This is a genomic window from Rhizobium sp. BK661 (assembly GCF_024808825.1).
Lineage (GTDB): Bacteria > Pseudomonadota > Alphaproteobacteria > Rhizobiales > Rhizobiaceae > Rhizobium.
The window spans coordinates 255337-269863 of record NZ_JANTYT010000002.1 but is presented as its reverse complement, the minus strand read 5'-3'; the positions used below and the strand labels follow the sequence as shown (position 1 = coordinate 269863).

Sequence of the window (14527 nt, the reverse complement as noted above, 5' to 3'; positions counted from 1 at the left end):
GAGAACAACATGGGCGAGGCTCCCGATATCCGCTATGCACCGGATACGTTGCGCATGTTTGCGCAGTCCTTGTTTGGCGCCGCCGGACTTGAGGAGGAAAAGGCGGGCGCCGTTGCGCACTATCTCGTCGAAGCCGATTTGATGGGCCACACGACGCATGGCCTGGCATTGGCCGGCTGGTATCTGCAAAGCATCGCCGATGGTGTGATGAACCGTGAGGGCGTGCCGGATATTCTGTCGGATCGTGGTCCAGCCGTTGCCTGGCGTGGGCGCCGCCTTCCCGGTGCGTGGCTGACATCCGAAGCGGTGAAACTCGCCTGCGAGCGCGCTGCCACCTACGGCACAGCCACGATCGCGATCGCCGACAGTCATCATATCGGTTGTCTCGCCGCCTATCTCACCATCGCCACGGATCGCGGCTACATGGTCAGCATCGCAAGCTCCAGCCCATCCGGTGGACAGGTCGCGCCTTTCGGCGGACGAAAGGGTGTCTATACTCCCAACCCGGTTGCCCATGGCATCCCAACGCCCGGCGATCCCATCCTGATCGATATCAGCGCTTCGATCACGACGGTCAACATGGCGCAGCGGTTGGTGCGCGAGGGCCGGCAATATGAGCACGAGTGGCTGATGGATGAGAACGGCGAGCCCAGCCGTGATCCGCGGGTGATCGACCGTGGCGGCACGCTTATGCCGGTGGGAGGGCTCGATCATGGCCAGAAGGGCTATGGCATGGCGCTTCATGTCGAGGCCTTCACGCAGGGGCTTGGCGGTCTTGGGCGTGTCGACGAATTGAAGGGGACAAACGCGGCAGTCACCGTCCAGGTTTTCGACCCTGAAGCTTTTGGTGGCCGCGATGCCTTTCTACGGCAGACGGGCTGGCTTGCCGAGGCATGCCGCAGCAATCCCCCGCGACCGGGTGTTGCGCGCGTTCGGCTGCCGGGAGAAAACGGGCTGGCCCGCAAGCGCGAGGCTCTCGCTGAAGGGATCATGCTCCACCCCAATATCATGACCTCACTTGCGCCGCATGCCGAACGGCTAGGGGTGGCCACCCCCTAGTCTCGGGCGCTTGTCTTGTCCCCGAAAAAGCACGGGGAGAGTTCGATCGAACCATTTCGATCAGCGCTGTGACCCGCTAAATGTTTACAAACGGTAAACAGGGCGAGGGAAGAGATGAGGAGCTTTGCAGGCGGACTGACAGCGGCTCATTTGGAGCAAATGCTGGCACCCTACATTGCCGACCGGCAGGCCGAAACGGTTCGCGACAACGCCGAGCAGCGGGATGAGCGCGACCTTGCGCTGGCAAAGAAAGCCGCGGAAAATGCCTGGACGTCGCCCGCAACTAAAATCCGCTGACCGCCCTTCGAGGATCTAAGGACCGACCATACCGGTATTGCGGAAAGGGCAGGAACGCGGGTGGCATGGTCGCCGCGATCATGGGACAGGCAAAGTTGTTGGGCCTGGAGGCTAAACAGAAACTTTAGATTATCCATAAGTCATCATCACTACCAACGCGTGTTCTTGAGCTTTCCGTTTCGGAGTGGGAGGCGCAGTTTGCGGTCGGGCGAGGACCAAACGCGCAGTAGCCCAACTGACGACATCCAGCTACCACTACAAGAGGTGAGATTTTCGCGGAGCTTGGATGATGACGGACGACACCTCTATTGCGCAGCAATCACGCAACCTTCCGATGGCTTTAGGTGGTGGAGGTGTCATCGGCGCATTCGCTGGACTGATCGGCCTCGGTGGTGGTCAGTTTCGCTTGCCCCTTTTGATTGGCCTTTTCAATTTTCCGGCTTTGGAAGCAATCATTCTCAACAAGGCCATGAGCCTCGTTGTCGTTGCATCGGCATTGCTGTTTCGGGCGGCAACGGTTCCTTTCGGCACGATTGCGGCAAGCTGGCCTATCATCGTCAATCTCCTCGCCGGAAGCCTTTTAGGCGCATGGTTCGGAGCGGGTTTGGCTACGCGTCTAAAGTCCGACACGTTGTACAAAGTCATCGCCATTCTGCTCGTAGAATTCGCGATCGTGTTGGTAGTTGGGCGTGACGTAGCGGCTGGGCAGCCGCTTCTGACGGGGGGCGCGCAACTGGTCGCGGGGGTCCTCGCGGGCTTCGTCATCGGGACAGTTGCCTCGCTGCTTGGTGTGGCGGCCGGTGAACTTCTAGTCGCGACTTTGGTGATATTATTCGGGGCAGACATCAAGCTAGCTGGCTCTATCTCCCTTGCAGTGAGCCTGCCGACAATGCTTGTCGGTTTCACGCGCTACAGCCGCGACCAAAGTTTTTCCGTTCTTGGGCGCAACCGGCTTTTCCTGCTCGTCATGGCAGCTGGGTCGATCGTCGGAACTTTCATCGGCGGCAAGCTGCTCGGCATCGTGCCCAACGCTTTCCTGCTCCCAGCTCTTGCTTTGATCCTGCTGGTTTCCGCCCTCAAGGTCTGGCGACACCGCTAGTTCCGACAAAGCCCTGTCTCCCCCGTAAGGAATCTAAATCTAAGAGTAAGCGCCCACCAGCGCCGGAACCTGACACCCCCGAGCAGTAGTAAGAAGGGGTTGATTGGCTCCCGCCCCTGCGGGGGGGCTTCGGCGGGATGGGGGCGGCGTTGTTAAAAGGAGCCCCCTTCCCACAAAGAAACCGTGCCGATAAAATCCCCACCCGTCGTGACCTTGTTCTTCCATGACATGGCTCCATTCGGCCACAGAAGCCCGGCAGCGCAAGCAAGGTATAGCCCGTCGTGAGTCGGTTGGGTACTGAGGTGCCGTTACGCTGCGCCGTCTTTCCGGTGGCGACACGGCCAAAAGCCCGAATTGGCTCCTCGACAAGCGAGGTCTTAAGATGTTGACTTATTCGAGGAAATTTGGAGCGGGCGAAGGGATTTGAACCCTCGACCCCAACCTTGGCAAGGTTGTGCTCTACCCCTGAGCTACACCCGCTCAATCCGCACCGGTCCGGGGTAGTTGTGAGGACCGTGGGCGCCACCTTGCGGCGACGGGCGCTATATCGCCCAAACGATTTTCAAATGCAACAGGGAAATGACGGAATTTCGAAGAAAAATTTCCGGGCCTCGTTCGAAGACATCGGAAGTGCCGCAAATGCAGGGCCAAGCGTCAACCACGAACATTGCAAAAGGCGATCGCGGACCGTAATCAGGCACCTTGTCGCTCTCAGACCCACGGATTTTACGATGACCGATGTGACGCCGAAGACCAGAAATGACCTTTTTGCTTTCCTTGACGGCCTGGAGATAAAGCACAGCACCAAGGATCATGCGCCGGTCTTCACGGTCGCCGAATCGGTGGCACTGCGCGATGAAATTCCCGGGGGCCACACCAAAAATCTCTTTGTGAAGGACAAGAAAGATCAGTTCTTCCTGCTGACGGTAGAAGAGAATGCAGCTGTGGATCTGAAAACGGTGCATACGCTGATCGGCGCTTCCAGCAAGGTCTCATTCGGGAAACCGGAAAAGCTGATGGAGTATCTGGGCGTTGTTCCGGGGGCGGTTACGGCTTTTGGGGCCATCAACGATACAGGCGGACATGTCACATTCGTTCTCGATGCCGATCTGATGAAGGATGAGATCATCAACTGTCATCCGCTGTCGAACGATGCCACGACATCGATTGCCAGCAGCGACCTTATTCGCTTTATGGAAGCAACAGGACACAAGCCGCTTGTCTTGAAAGTGACGTCCTGACATACGATTTTAGCGCTACACAAGCCGGCTGACCGGCACGGCGGGAGATATCCATGAGCGGCAACGACAATCCTTACAGCAATTCCTTGGGCCAGATGACGGCAACGGCAAACTACGGGGCAGCGCCGGCACCCGGCGCGGGCGGCTATATCAAGGATACGACGACTGCGAATTTCACGAAGGATGTCATTGAGGAATCGCGCAACCAGCCGGTTCTCGTCGATTTCTGGGCACCGTGGTGCGGTCCCTGCAAGCAGCTGACGCCGGTCCTGGAAAAGGTCGTCAACGAAGCGCAGGGGCGCGTCAAGCTGGTCAAGATGAACATCGATGACCATCCCTCGATTGCCGGGCAGCTTGGTATCCAGTCGATCCCGGCCGTGATCGCCTTCGTTGGCGGTCGCCCCGCCGATGGCTTCATGGGCGCAGTGCCAGAGAGCCAGATCAACCAGTTCATCGATCGGATCGCCGGTCCGGCCGGCGCCGACCAGGCGGCAGAAATCGAGGGCGTTCTCAAGGAGGCCGACGAGCTGCTGGCTTCAGGCGATATCAACGGTGCCGCGCAGCTCTATGGTGCTGTCATGCAGGCCGATCCCGAGAATGCCAAGGCGTTGGCGGGAATGGCGGAGTGCATGATAGCCGCCGACCAGCATGAGCGTGCGCGCGAGGCGCTAACCGAACTGCCGGAGGAAATGGCGAAGGATCCGGCCATCCAGGCGGTCTCGAAGAAGCTCGATCAGATCGAGGAGGCGCGCAAGCTCGGCGATCCCGTAGCCCTGGAGCAGGAGTTGGCGCGAAATCCCGACGATCATGAAGCGCGTTTGAAGCTTGCCAAGATCCGCAACGTCGAGGGCCGGCGTGACGAGTCGGCAGATCACCTGCTTTACATCATGCGCAAGGACCGTGGCTTCGACGACGACGGCGCGCGGCGCCAGTTGCTGCAGTTCTTCGACGTCTGGGGCTTCAAGGATCCGGCTACGGTTTCGGCACGCCGCAAGCTTTCGGCGATGCTGTTTTCGTAATTCAGACTCCAGTTTCGATTCGTCGCCCTTGCGTTTTTAGAGGCGGGCACCACATTTCCGTTTGTGCGGGCGTGTCGCGCCCGCCGGTAATGCAGGACCAGTCTCTATGCAAGTGGGGAATGCACGATATCTGAAACCCGGTGATCTGCCTGATACGATCGCGGTCTTTCCGCTGGGCGGTGCGCTGCTGCTGCCGACAGGGCAGTTACCTCTCAATATTTTCGAGCCGCGCTATCTTGCCATGTTCGATGCGGCCTTATCAGGCAATCGATTGATCGGCATGGTCCAGCCCGCGCTGGGCGACCAGGAAGGGCAGGGCGAGGCTAATCTGGCGCCGGTTGGGTGCCTCGGACGCATCACTTCTTTTGCCGAGACCGGCGACGGTCGCTACATCGTGTCCCTGACTGGCATTTGCCGTTTTCGGCTGCTGGAGGAGCGGGAAACCCACAATCCGTTCCGAACCTTCCGCATTGCGCCGTTCATTGCTGATCTTTCGGCACGCGACGAGGAAGATGCGGTTGATCGGACCGCGCTTCTGGCCGCCTTCAAGGCCTATCTCGATGCGAACAAGCTCGAGGCGGATTGGGAAAGTGTCGAGCGCGCCAGCAATCTGACGCTCGTCAACTCGCTGGCGATGATGTCTCCGTTTGGACCGGCGGAGAAGCAAGCGCTACTGGAGGCACCGGATCTGAAAACACGCGCGGAAACACTGATCGCGATCACCGAGATCGTGCTGGCACGCGTCTTCGGTGACTCGGACACCGTTCTGCAGTAAAGCTGAGACATGGACGAAAAGCTCAGCCGCGTTGACCCGAAACTGCTGGAACTATTGGTATGCCCCCTGACCAAGGGCCGGCTAACATACGATCGCGAGCACAATGAACTCGTGTCGGAGAAGGCGCGTCTCGCCTATCCGATCCGTGACGGCATTCCGATCATGCTGGTCTCCGAGGCGCGCGGGCTGGACGACTGACTAGATCGTCTGTCCCGCGAGCAGGCGGGGGTTGTCCTTGGCGGTCGTGCCGGCTGCCTGCCCGATAAAGAACGATTTGAGGCCTGGCAGCCGATCGACGATCCCGAGGCCAAAGTCGCGGGCGATACGCAGTGGCCCTACGTCGTTCGAGAAAAGCCGATTCAGCACATCGGTGGTGACGCCCATCCGGAAGGTGTCAAAGCGTCGCCACGCCTGGTAGCGCTCCAGTATGTTGATCGAGCCGATATCAAGGCCAAGCCGATCGGCCTCGACGACGGTTTCGGCAAGGGCGGCGACATCCTTGAAGCCGAGGTTGAGGCCCTGACCTGAAATCGGATGAATACCATGCGCCGCATCGCCGGCGAGCGCCACACGTGGAGCTACGAAAGCCCGTGCAAGCGTCAGCCCCAGCGGGAAGGCGCGTTTGTCGCCGGCAACCCTCAATGCACCGAGCTTGTGACCGAAGCGGCGCTCCAGCTCTTCCTCGAAAATCAGATCGTCGGATGTGACGAGACGGTTTGCCTCCGGCGTCGGCTCAGTCCAGACGAGCGAGGAACGGTTGCCTTTCAGGGGCAGGATGGCGAACGGTCCGGACGGAAGGAAATGCTCTTCCGCGCAACCGTGATGCGGGCGCTCATGCTCGACAGTCGTGACAATCCCGGACTGCCCATAGTCCCAGGAGACGGTCTTGATGCCCGCCAGGTCCCTGAGGTGTGAACGGACGCCGTCGCAGGCGACGACCAGCCGGGCTTCCTGCACGCTACCATCCGCGGCGGTGACTGTCGCATGCGTATCGGCAATGGAGAGGCCGGTCGCGCTAAAGCCGTGATGAATTTCGATCCCAAGCCGTTCACATACGCCACGCAGCGCCCGGACGAGCACGACATTCGGAATCATATGTGCGAACGGCCGTCCATCCTCCACCTCGCCATCGAAGGTCAGGAAGACCGGACGTACGGGATCCGATGTCTTGGAATCGGTGACGATCATCTTGCTGATCGGCTGAGCGTCGGGCTCGATCTCATCCCAGATGCCGAAAACCCCGAGCATCCTGGTCGCGGCGGCGATAATGGCCGAGGCGCGCATGTCCTTCTGCCATACGCCGGCAGGGGCAGCCTCGACAACCGCGACATCGAGGTGAGGTGCTGCCTGCTTGACCGCCACGGCCGCGGAAAGCCCCACATAACCCGCGCCTACAACCAGCATGTCCCGCATGGATTCCGTTCCGTTTCTTGTGAATATCGTATTGATCTATATAGATCATCGCTGCCGTACTTCCTACCGCCCGGAGCCGTACAAAATGACGCGTGACACCGAAAAGCCGACTGCGATGGAGACCCTGCTTTCTACGCTGGATCTCGAAGCGATCGAGGTCGACATCTTTCGGGGTCGCAGCCCGCAGGTTGGCTGGCAGCGCGTCTTCGGCGGTCAGGTCATCTCGCAGGCCTTGATGGCGGCACAGCGCACGGTGGAGCGCGACAGGATCGTGCATTCGCTGCACGCCTATTTTATGCGACCGGGCGATCCCTCCGTGCCGATTGTCTATCAGGTGGAAAGGATTCGCGACGGGTCGAGTTTCAATACGCGCCGGGCCGTCGCCATCCAGCATGGAAAAGCGATCTTCGCCCTGTCGGCCTCGTTTCAGATCGAGGAACCTGGTTTCGATCATCAGATCGTCATGCCCGACGTGCCCGTTCCGGAAAAGCTTCTCGATGAGCGGCAGATCGCGGCCCAGTTTCTAGCCAACGCGCCCGCGCCGATTCGGAAATACTGGGAGCGCGAGCGGCCGATCGAGATTCGCCCGATATCGCTCACGCACTATTTCTCTGACAAGAAGCTCGATCCGGTGCAGCATGTTTGGGTTCGGGCGACGGGGCCAGTTCCCGACGATGGGCACTATCAGGCAGCCATTCTTGCCTACCTCTCCGACATGACCCTGCTCGATACGTCGCTCCATCCGCATGGAACGTCGATTTTCGATCAGAGCATCCAGGTGGCCAGCCTTGATCATTCGATGTGGTTCCATCGGCCTACCAAACTCGATGATTGGCTTCTCTACACCCAGGACAGCCCCTCGGCTTCCGGTGCCAGGGGGCTCACCCGCGGTAGCCTGTTTACGAGAGACGGTGTCTTGATTGCGTCGGTGGCGCAGGAGGGGCTGATTCGTAAACGGGCAATTGAATAAATCGTAGGCATATTCATTCATTTGAACATTTTTTGAGCGATTATTGGGCAATCAATTGCCCGTTTATTAGCGCCGTTATAAATAACATATATTTTTCAATCCATTAGATCGCCAGATCGAATCTGGCACGTCCTTTGAATGTCTAGTCCCGGTCGCTGTTCGTGAACGTCAGCGGCAAGGAGAGTCGGCTCCGTGCCGAGGATAACGAAGGATGGGAAACCAGATGAAAATTGTGATGGCCATTATCAAGCCGTTCAAGCTGGATGAGGTGCGCGAAGCCCTCACGGCGATCGGCATCCAAGGCCTGACCGTGACCGAAGTGAAGGGCTACGGGCGCCAGAAGGGACATACTGAAATTTATCGCGGCACCGAATATGCGGTCAGCTTCCTGCCGAAGCTCAAGATCGAGATCGCGGTCGCCTCCGAACTCGTCGACAAGGCTGTCGAAGCCATCGCCTCATCTGCCAAGACCGGCCAGATCGGTGACGGCAAGATCTTCGTCTATTCGATCGACCACGCCGTGCGCATTCGCACCGGCGAAACCGACACAGAAGCGCTGTAAGAGCCGCAGAGCAAGGGAGCCTGTTTCAATGTCAATTTCGAAGTTTTCTTCCACCTATGCGCGGCTTGCTGCTGCGTCGGCTGCGCTGCTCGCGCCAGTCGTCGCTTTCGCGCAGGATGCAGCTGCTCCTGCAGCCGCCGCTGCTGCTCCTGCGATGACGGTCGACAAGGGCGACAATACCTGGATGATGATCTCCACGGTTCTCGTCCTGCTGATGACGATCCCGGGCCTCGCCCTCTTCTACGGCGGTCTGGTTCGCGCCAAGAACATGCTCTCCGTTCTCATGCAGGTCTTCATGATCACGGCAGTGGTGATGATCATCTGGGTGACCTACGGCTACTCGCTCGCGTTTACGGACGGCGGCTCGCTTAACAGTTTCGTCGGCGGCTTCTCGAAGGCTTTCCTCGCAGGCGTGGACACGACCACTCTGTCCGAAACATTCACAAAGGGCGTTGCCATTCCGGAGCTGACCTACGTTTGCTTCCAGATGACCTTCGCCTGCATCACGCCTGCCCTGATCGTCGGCGCTTTCGCCGAGCGCATCAAGTTCTCGGCCGTCATGCTGTTCGTCGTTCTGTGGGTCACCTTCGTCTACTTCCCGATGGCACACATGGTCTGGTTCTGGGGTGGTCCGAGCTCCTACACTTCGGCGTCGGGTCTGATCTTCTCCTACGGCGCACTTGACTTCGCCGGCGGTACGGTCGTCCACATCAATGCCGGTATCGCCGGTCTGATCGGGGCCATCATGCTCGGCAAGCGCACCGGCTATAAGAAGGAAATCATGGCTCCGCACTCCATGACCCTCACCATGGTCGGCGCATCGCTTCTGTGGGTTGGTTGGTTCGGCTTCAATGCCGGCTCGAACCTCGAAGCCAACGCCTATGCCTCGCTCGCGATGATCAACACCTTCGTCGCAACGGCTGCAGCGGCTGTGTCCTGGTGCCTCGTCGAAAACTTCACTCGCGGCAAGGCGTCGATGCTCGGCGCAGCTTCAGGTGCCGTCGCTGGCCTGGTTGCCGTTACGCCGGCAGCAGGTTTCGCAGGCCCGATGGGTTCAATCGTCCTCGGCCTCATCGTTTCGCCGGTTTGCTACTTCTTCGTCGACGTCGTGAAGAACAAGTTCAACTATGACGACTCGCTCGATGTCTTTGGCGTGCATTGCGTCGGTGGTATCCTCGGCGCCATCGGCACTGGCATCCTGGTCAATCCGGCGCTCGGCGGCGCAGGCATCGTCGATTACTCGACGGCCGACTTCGCGGCCAGCTATCCGGGTACCGCGACGCAGGTTTTCGCCCAGCTGAAGGGCGTCCTGACGACGATCGCATGGTCGGGCATCGGTTCCTTCATCCTCTACAAGATCGTTGATGTCGTCATCGGTCTGCGCGTCTCTGTCGAAGCGGAGCGCGAGGGTCTCGACCTCGCAACCCACGGCGAAGCCGCGTACCATTCGTAATCTAGGCATTGCGGCGCTTGCATAACAGGCGCCGCTGAACAGCCCGTCGCGGCCTATTCGTCCGAATAGTCCGCTTTTGGCCCGGACCTCCATAGGTTCGGGCTTTTTTATTTTCAGATGCAAGATGTGGGGGTGGCATGGTTAATACCGCTTTAACCGTCCTTTGATTAGGTGGGGCGAAGGTACTGGGCGCAGACGCTTGGCGATTCGCACGCTCTCACGCATTGGACGGGTACACACATGGCAAGAAGCACATCGCCTGCAATGGATGGCCGGCCTGACCGTTTTTCCCTTTCGGGTTTCATGTTCCGGCAGGCGCAAACCCTTATCGGCTTCGGGATCTTTCTGCTGCTCGCTTTGGCGGTTGCTGCGCTTGCGACCTGGAATGTTGCGGATCCGAGCTACTCCTATGCAACAGGAAACGAACCGACCAACATTCTAGGCTATAGCGGGGCGGCCTTTGCCGACCTTGCAATGCAGTTCTTCGGACTTGCCAGCGTCGTCGCGCTTTTGCCTGTGGTCGCCTGGGCGCTTGCGTTGATCTCGGGACGCCGCATCAGCCGCATCCCGGCGCGCGCCGCCGCCTGGGGTCTGGGATCGGTGCTTTCTTCCGCCGTAATAGGTTGCTTCCCGCCGCCGCTCACCTGGCCGATTCCCAACGGTATCGGCGGTGTCATCGGTGACATGATCCTGCGGTTTCCTGCGCTGTTTGTCGGCGCCTATCCGACCGGCGCCTTCGCAACAGCGGTTGGCTGCGTGTTCGCCATCCCCACCGTCTGGATGCTGCTGTTTTCTGCCGGTCTCGTCGGTCGCAACGAGGAGGATGAGGACGAAGCTGCGCAAGACTACGCAAAAAGCCGCTCCAAGCTGCCTTCGGTAGGTGACGAGGAAGAAGATGACGATGAAGGCGGCTGGCTGGCGTTCGGCGCGCTGACGCATGCCTGGTACATGAGCCAGGCTCGCATGCGTCGCTTGCTCGGCATGGGTCCTCGCAAGCGGCGGCAGGACGATTTCGAGTCGCCCTACGACTTCAATGACGACGAGTTTGGTAAACTGAATGAGCCGGTCCGCGCCAAGGTACCGGCTGCACGTGGAGAGCGCATGGATCCATCGATGGATCCGCGCGCCGCCTCACAGCGCCGTGTTGTTTCCGCGCCGTCCATTTCGCTCAATGACGACGACGATGATGATCTGCCGTTCGATGACATGCCGCCGCGTCCAGCCGACATTCTGCCTGATGACGACGACTGGATGATGCGCGCTCCCTCCAAGCCCGCCGGCGGACGTTCGGAGCCGCGCGTGGTACAGCCGACGGCGCGGCCGAAACCCGGCGCCCGCGTCGAACGCGAGCAACAGGGATCGTTCATCCGCCCCGAGGGCTTCCAGCTTCCGTCGATGCATCTCCTCGCCGAACCGAAGAATGTCGTGCGTGATTCGACGCTGTCTGCCGATGCGCTGGAACAGAATGCGCGCATGCTTGAAGGCGTGCTCGAGGATTTCGGTGTCAAGGGCGAAATCATCCACGTCCGTCCCGGTCCGGTTGTCACCCTCTATGAACTGGAGCCTGCTCCCGGTATCAAGTCGTCGCGCGTCATCGGCTTGGCCGACGATATCGCCCGCTCGATGAGCGCGATTGCTGCCCGCGTCGCGGTCGTGCCGGGCCGCAATGCCATCGGTATCGAGCTGCCGAACTCCACGCGCGAAACCGTCTATCTGCGCGAACTCATCGCCTCACGCGATTTCGAAGGCTCGAAGGCGAAGCTTGCCATGGCGCTCGGCAAGACCATCGGCGGCGAAGCTGTCATAGCGGATCTGGCCAAGATGCCGCACCTGCTAGTTGCGGGTACCACAGGCTCGGGTAAGTCGGTCGCCATCAACACAATGATCCTGTCTTTGCTTTATCGCATGACGCCGGAGCAATGCCGCCTGATCATGATCGATCCTAAGATGCTCGAATTGTCTGTTTACGACGGCATTCCGCATCTTCTCTCGCCTGTCGTCACGGACCCCAAAAAGGCTGTCGTTGCGCTCAAGTGGACCGTCCGCGAGATGGAAGAGCGCTACAAGAAGATGTCGAAGATCGGCGTCCGCAATATCGACGGCTTCAACAGCCGCGTCGAACAGGCCCTTGCCAAGGGCGAGGTGATCTCGCGCACCGTGCAGACCGGCTTCGACCGCCACACGGGCGAGGCGATGTACGAGACGGAAGAATTCGACCTGCAGCCGATGCCTTATATCGTCGTCATCATCGACGAGATGGCCGACCTGATGATGGTTGCCGGCAAAGACATCGAAGGCGCGGTGCAGCGACTGGCGCAGATGGCGCGTGCCGCCGGCATCCATGTCATCATGGCGACCCAGCGCCCGTCTGTCGACGTTATCACCGGCACCATCAAGGCAAACTTCCCGACCCGCATCTCCTTCCAGGTGACGTCGAAGATTGATAGTCGCACCATCCTCGGCGAACAGGGCGCGGAGCAGCTGCTCGGCATGGGTGACATGCTCTATATGGCCGGCGGCGGACGCATCCAGCGCGTCCACGGCCCGTTCGTTGCCGATATGGAGGTCGAGGAGATCGTCTCCTACCTGAAGACGCAAGGCGCGCCGCAATATCTCGACGCCATTACGGCTGACGAGGACGAAGATAGCGACTATGGCGGTGGTCCGGCGGGAACGTCCAATCTTTCTGAATCCGACGATCCGTACGATCAGGCCGTGGCCATCGTTCTACGTGACGGAAAGGCATCGACGTCGTATATTCAACGCAGACTTGGCATTGGATACAACCGCGCCGCATCACTGATCGAGCGGATGGAGCAGGAAGGCATCATCGGTCCCGCCAATCATGCTGGAAAACGCGAGATCCTGGTTCCGACCGAGGGCGATATTCTTGACCGCTGAGGCCGGCAGCATTGAATGATGCCAACCTCACGGAAACCTGATCGCATTGAAACCGTTAGTTTATGCAGGCCTGCGAGCTCCGCCATGAAGGCGCCGCGTTTCCGCAGCATTCAAAATGCATAAAGGAGACATAGATGAACAACTCCAATTCCGTCATGGACCGCATCTCGCTGACCCGGCGCCATCTTCTTGGCACGCTGGCCGTCGCTGCGGCGTCGGCAATCCCGATTGCGGCCTATGCGCAGGCGGCGGCCGCTGCTTCCAGCGCCTCTACCGCGCAGGCGATTGCGGACCACTTCTCAAGTGTTGCGACGATGCAGGGCGAATTCGTCCAGTTTGGCCCGCGCGGCGAGCAGACCGGTGGGAAGTTCTATATCCAGCGCCCCGGGAAGCTGCGCTTTAACTATGACAACCCATCGCCTATCCGTGTCATCGCGGACGGAAAGAACGTTGCCGTTGGCAATATGAAGCTCAAGACGTGGGATTTGTATCCATTGTCGAAGACGCCGCTCAGCCTGCTGTTGGCACAGCGGATCGACCTCTCGGCAGGCTCCGTGAAGAGCGTGAAGCAGGAATCCGACCTGACGACGATCGCGCTTGGCAACAACACGATCTTTGGTAACTCGACGATTACGATGATGTTCGATCCGAAGACCTATGATCTCCGTCAGTGGACGATCACCGACAACCAGGGCAAGGACACCTCCGTCATGGTGTTCAACGTCAAGACCGGCATCCAGTTCGACGACAAGGTGTTCAGGGTGCCTTACGAAGTGATCCCCGGAACGGCCGCCTACCGAGATTGATTTCCCGCTGTTTTGTCAGGACAACGCCCTGCAATCTTACAGGGCGTTTTTCTTTGCGCGCATCCGTTCCATAGCGACAGCCTTTCCTCTAAAGCCAGTTCGTCCGGTTTTTGAAAGGCAATGGAATGGGCTTCTCGGTCACGACTTGGAATATCAACTCTCTGCGGTTGCGCATGCCGATCGTCGAGCAATTCGTCCTCAAGCATAAGCCAGACATACTTTGCCTCCAGGAAACGAAGGTGCCAAACGATCTGTTTCCTGCCTCGCCGCTACGCGCGATGGGCTATGAACACATTATCATCCATGGCCAAAAGGGCTATCATGGTGTTGCCATTGCCTCACGTGTCCCGCTCGTCGAGGATCACCGTCAGGACTACTGCAACGTCGGTGATGCCAGGCACATCTCCGCCGTCTTCGAGCGCGGAGGCCGGCGTATTCGCCTGCATAACTTCTATGTGCCGGCCGGCGGCGACGAACCGGATCGGACGATCAATCCGAAGTTCGGGCACAAGCTCGACTTCATCGAGGAAATGAAGCAACTCAAGGCGAACGGCGAGACGAATACCTCAGCAATCCTTGTCGGCGATCTCAATATCGCTCCGCTCGAGCACGACGTATGGTCGCATAAGCAGCTGCTCAAGATCGTCAGCCACACGCCGGTGGAGACCGAGGGCCTTCTCGAGGTCATGCAGCGGGGCGCCTGGCTCGACCTGATGCGCCAGCACGTTCCGGAGAATGAAAAACTCTATACGTGGTGGAGCTATCGCGCCAAGGATTGGCAAGCAGCTGATCGCGGCCGTCGGCTCGACCATATATGGAGTTCAAAGGATCTCGGGCCACACCTGCAGCGCATCGATATTCTGAAGGAAGCGCGCGGATGGGAACGGCCGTCCGACCATGTGCCAGTAACCGCGCACTTCAATCTCTGATCT

14 protein-coding genes and 1 tRNA gene are annotated in these 14527 nt (G+C 59.4%); 13 read left to right on the top strand and 2 right to left on the bottom strand.

Translation table 11 applies throughout. From position 1 onward, the window contains the following. Positions 1-9: 9 nt before the first annotated feature. From FHX16_RS07640 to FHX16_RS07630, 3 genes are all read left to right on the top strand, one after another. The gene (locus FHX16_RS07640; RefSeq protein ID WP_183863766.1) at positions 10-1059 is read left to right on the top strand and encodes an Ldh family oxidoreductase; all 1050 of its coding nucleotides are present in this window, start codon (positions 10-12) and stop codon (positions 1057-1059) included. A 114-nt stretch (positions 1060-1173) separates the two neighbouring features. After that, on the top strand, positions 1174-1356 hold the full coding sequence (locus FHX16_RS07635) for a hypothetical protein (RefSeq protein WP_183863765.1): 183 nt from the start codon (positions 1174-1176) through the stop codon (positions 1354-1356). 289 nt (positions 1357-1645) lie between these two features. After that, positions 1646-2455 carry a sulfite exporter TauE/SafE family protein gene (locus tag FHX16_RS07630; protein ID WP_183863826.1) on the top strand — a complete coding sequence of 270 codons (810 nt, stop codon included), beginning with the start codon at positions 1646-1648 and terminating at the stop codon, positions 2453-2455. Between the two features lie 405 nt (positions 2456-2860). Here FHX16_RS07630 and FHX16_RS07625 read toward each other — a convergent pair. Beyond that, positions 2861-2935, bottom strand: a tRNA-Gly gene (locus FHX16_RS07625). 251 nt (positions 2936-3186) lie between these two features. Between FHX16_RS07625 and FHX16_RS07620 the strand changes: the two genes are divergently transcribed. The 4 genes from FHX16_RS07620 (at position 3187) to FHX16_RS07605 (ending at position 5688) form a co-directional block, all read left to right on the top strand. Further along, a complete protein-coding gene (locus FHX16_RS07620) occupies positions 3187-3696 on the top strand; it encodes a prolyl-tRNA synthetase associated domain-containing protein (RefSeq protein WP_183755118.1) in 510 nt (169 codons plus the stop codon). A 53-nt stretch (positions 3697-3749) separates the two neighbouring features. Beyond that, positions 3750-4715 (top strand): thioredoxin, encoded by a 966-nt coding sequence (gene trxA, locus FHX16_RS07615; RefSeq protein WP_259126904.1) that lies wholly within the window; start codon positions 3750-3752, stop codon positions 4713-4715. Positions 4716-4821: 106 nt separating this feature from the next. Further along, a complete protein-coding gene (locus FHX16_RS07610) occupies positions 4822-5490 on the top strand; it encodes an LON peptidase substrate-binding domain-containing protein (protein WP_016556679.1) in 669 nt (222 codons plus the stop codon). A 9-nt stretch (positions 5491-5499) separates the two neighbouring features. Continuing rightward, positions 5500-5688 (top strand): Trm112 family protein, encoded by a 189-nt coding sequence (locus tag FHX16_RS07605; protein ID WP_007794429.1) that lies wholly within the window; start codon positions 5500-5502, stop codon positions 5686-5688. Here FHX16_RS07605 and FHX16_RS07600 read toward each other — a convergent pair whose 3' ends face one another. Further along, positions 5689-6903, bottom strand: coding sequence for a ubiquinone biosynthesis hydroxylase (locus FHX16_RS07600; protein ID WP_183863763.1), 1215 nt, complete (start codon positions 6901-6903; stop codon positions 5689-5691). Between the two features lie 85 nt (positions 6904-6988). Here FHX16_RS07600 and tesB point away from each other — a divergent pair, with 85 nt between their 5' ends. From tesB to xth, 6 genes are all read left to right on the top strand, one after another. Beyond that, a complete protein-coding gene (gene tesB / locus FHX16_RS07595) occupies positions 6989-7873 on the top strand; it encodes an acyl-CoA thioesterase II (RefSeq protein ID WP_183863762.1) in 885 nt (294 codons plus the stop codon). A 211-nt stretch (positions 7874-8084) separates the two neighbouring features. Further along, positions 8085-8435 (top strand): P-II family nitrogen regulator, encoded by a 351-nt coding sequence (locus FHX16_RS07590; protein WP_019280527.1) that lies wholly within the window; start codon positions 8085-8087, stop codon positions 8433-8435. A gap of 28 nt (positions 8436-8463) precedes the next feature. Then, positions 8464-9888, top strand: a complete 1425-nt coding sequence (locus FHX16_RS07585; protein ID WP_183863761.1) for an ammonium transporter — start codon at positions 8464-8466, stop codon at positions 9886-9888. Positions 9889-10128: 240 nt separating this feature from the next. Continuing rightward, on the top strand, positions 10129-12789 hold the full coding sequence (locus FHX16_RS07580) for a DNA translocase FtsK (protein ID WP_183863760.1): 2661 nt from the start codon (positions 10129-10131) through the stop codon (positions 12787-12789). A gap of 134 nt (positions 12790-12923) precedes the next feature. Further along, positions 12924-13595, top strand: coding sequence for an outer membrane lipoprotein carrier protein LolA (locus FHX16_RS07575; RefSeq protein ID WP_183755125.1), 672 nt, complete (start codon positions 12924-12926; stop codon positions 13593-13595). A 125-nt stretch (positions 13596-13720) separates the two neighbouring features. Further along, positions 13721-14524: an exodeoxyribonuclease III gene (xth, locus tag FHX16_RS07570; RefSeq protein WP_259126902.1), complete on the top strand. Its 804-nt coding sequence runs from the start codon at positions 13721-13723 to the stop codon at positions 14522-14524. The last annotated feature ends 3 nt before the right edge of the window (positions 14525-14527 follow it).

What these genes read in the sequence shown, in the direction of transcription:
- FHX16_RS07640 (WP_183863766.1), top strand. Translation starts at nt 10, where the DNA reads ATGGGCGAGGCTCCCGATATCCGCTATGCACCGGATACGTTGCGCATG.
- FHX16_RS07635 (WP_183863765.1), top strand. Translation starts at nt 1,174, where the DNA reads ATGAGGAGCTTTGCAGGCGGACTGACAGCGGCTCATTTGGAGCAAATG.
- FHX16_RS07630 (WP_183863826.1), top strand. Translation starts at nt 1,646, where the DNA reads ATGACGGACGACACCTCTATTGCGCAGCAATCACGCAACCTTCCGATG.
- FHX16_RS07620 (WP_183755118.1), top strand. Translation starts at nt 3,187, where the DNA reads ATGACCGATGTGACGCCGAAGACCAGAAATGACCTTTTTGCTTTCCTT.
- trxA (WP_259126904.1), top strand. Translation starts at nt 3,750, where the DNA reads ATGAGCGGCAACGACAATCCTTACAGCAATTCCTTGGGCCAGATGACG.
- FHX16_RS07610 (WP_016556679.1), top strand. Translation starts at nt 4,822, where the DNA reads ATGCAAGTGGGGAATGCACGATATCTGAAACCCGGTGATCTGCCTGAT.
- FHX16_RS07605 (WP_007794429.1), top strand. Translation starts at nt 5,500, where the DNA reads ATGGACGAAAAGCTCAGCCGCGTTGACCCGAAACTGCTGGAACTATTG.
- FHX16_RS07600 (WP_183863763.1), bottom strand. Translation starts at nt 6,903, where the DNA reads ATGCGGGACATGCTGGTTGTAGGCGCGGGTTATGTGGGGCTTTCCGCG.
- tesB (WP_183863762.1), top strand. Translation starts at nt 6,989, where the DNA reads ATGACGCGTGACACCGAAAAGCCGACTGCGATGGAGACCCTGCTTTCT.
- FHX16_RS07590 (WP_019280527.1), top strand. Translation starts at nt 8,085, where the DNA reads ATGGGAAACCAGATGAAAATTGTGATGGCCATTATCAAGCCGTTCAAG.
- FHX16_RS07585 (WP_183863761.1), top strand. Translation starts at nt 8,464, where the DNA reads ATGTCAATTTCGAAGTTTTCTTCCACCTATGCGCGGCTTGCTGCTGCG.
- FHX16_RS07580 (WP_183863760.1), top strand. Translation starts at nt 10,129, where the DNA reads ATGGCAAGAAGCACATCGCCTGCAATGGATGGCCGGCCTGACCGTTTT.
- FHX16_RS07575 (WP_183755125.1), top strand. Translation starts at nt 12,924, where the DNA reads ATGAACAACTCCAATTCCGTCATGGACCGCATCTCGCTGACCCGGCGC.
- xth (WP_259126902.1), top strand. Translation starts at nt 13,721, where the DNA reads ATGGGCTTCTCGGTCACGACTTGGAATATCAACTCTCTGCGGTTGCGC.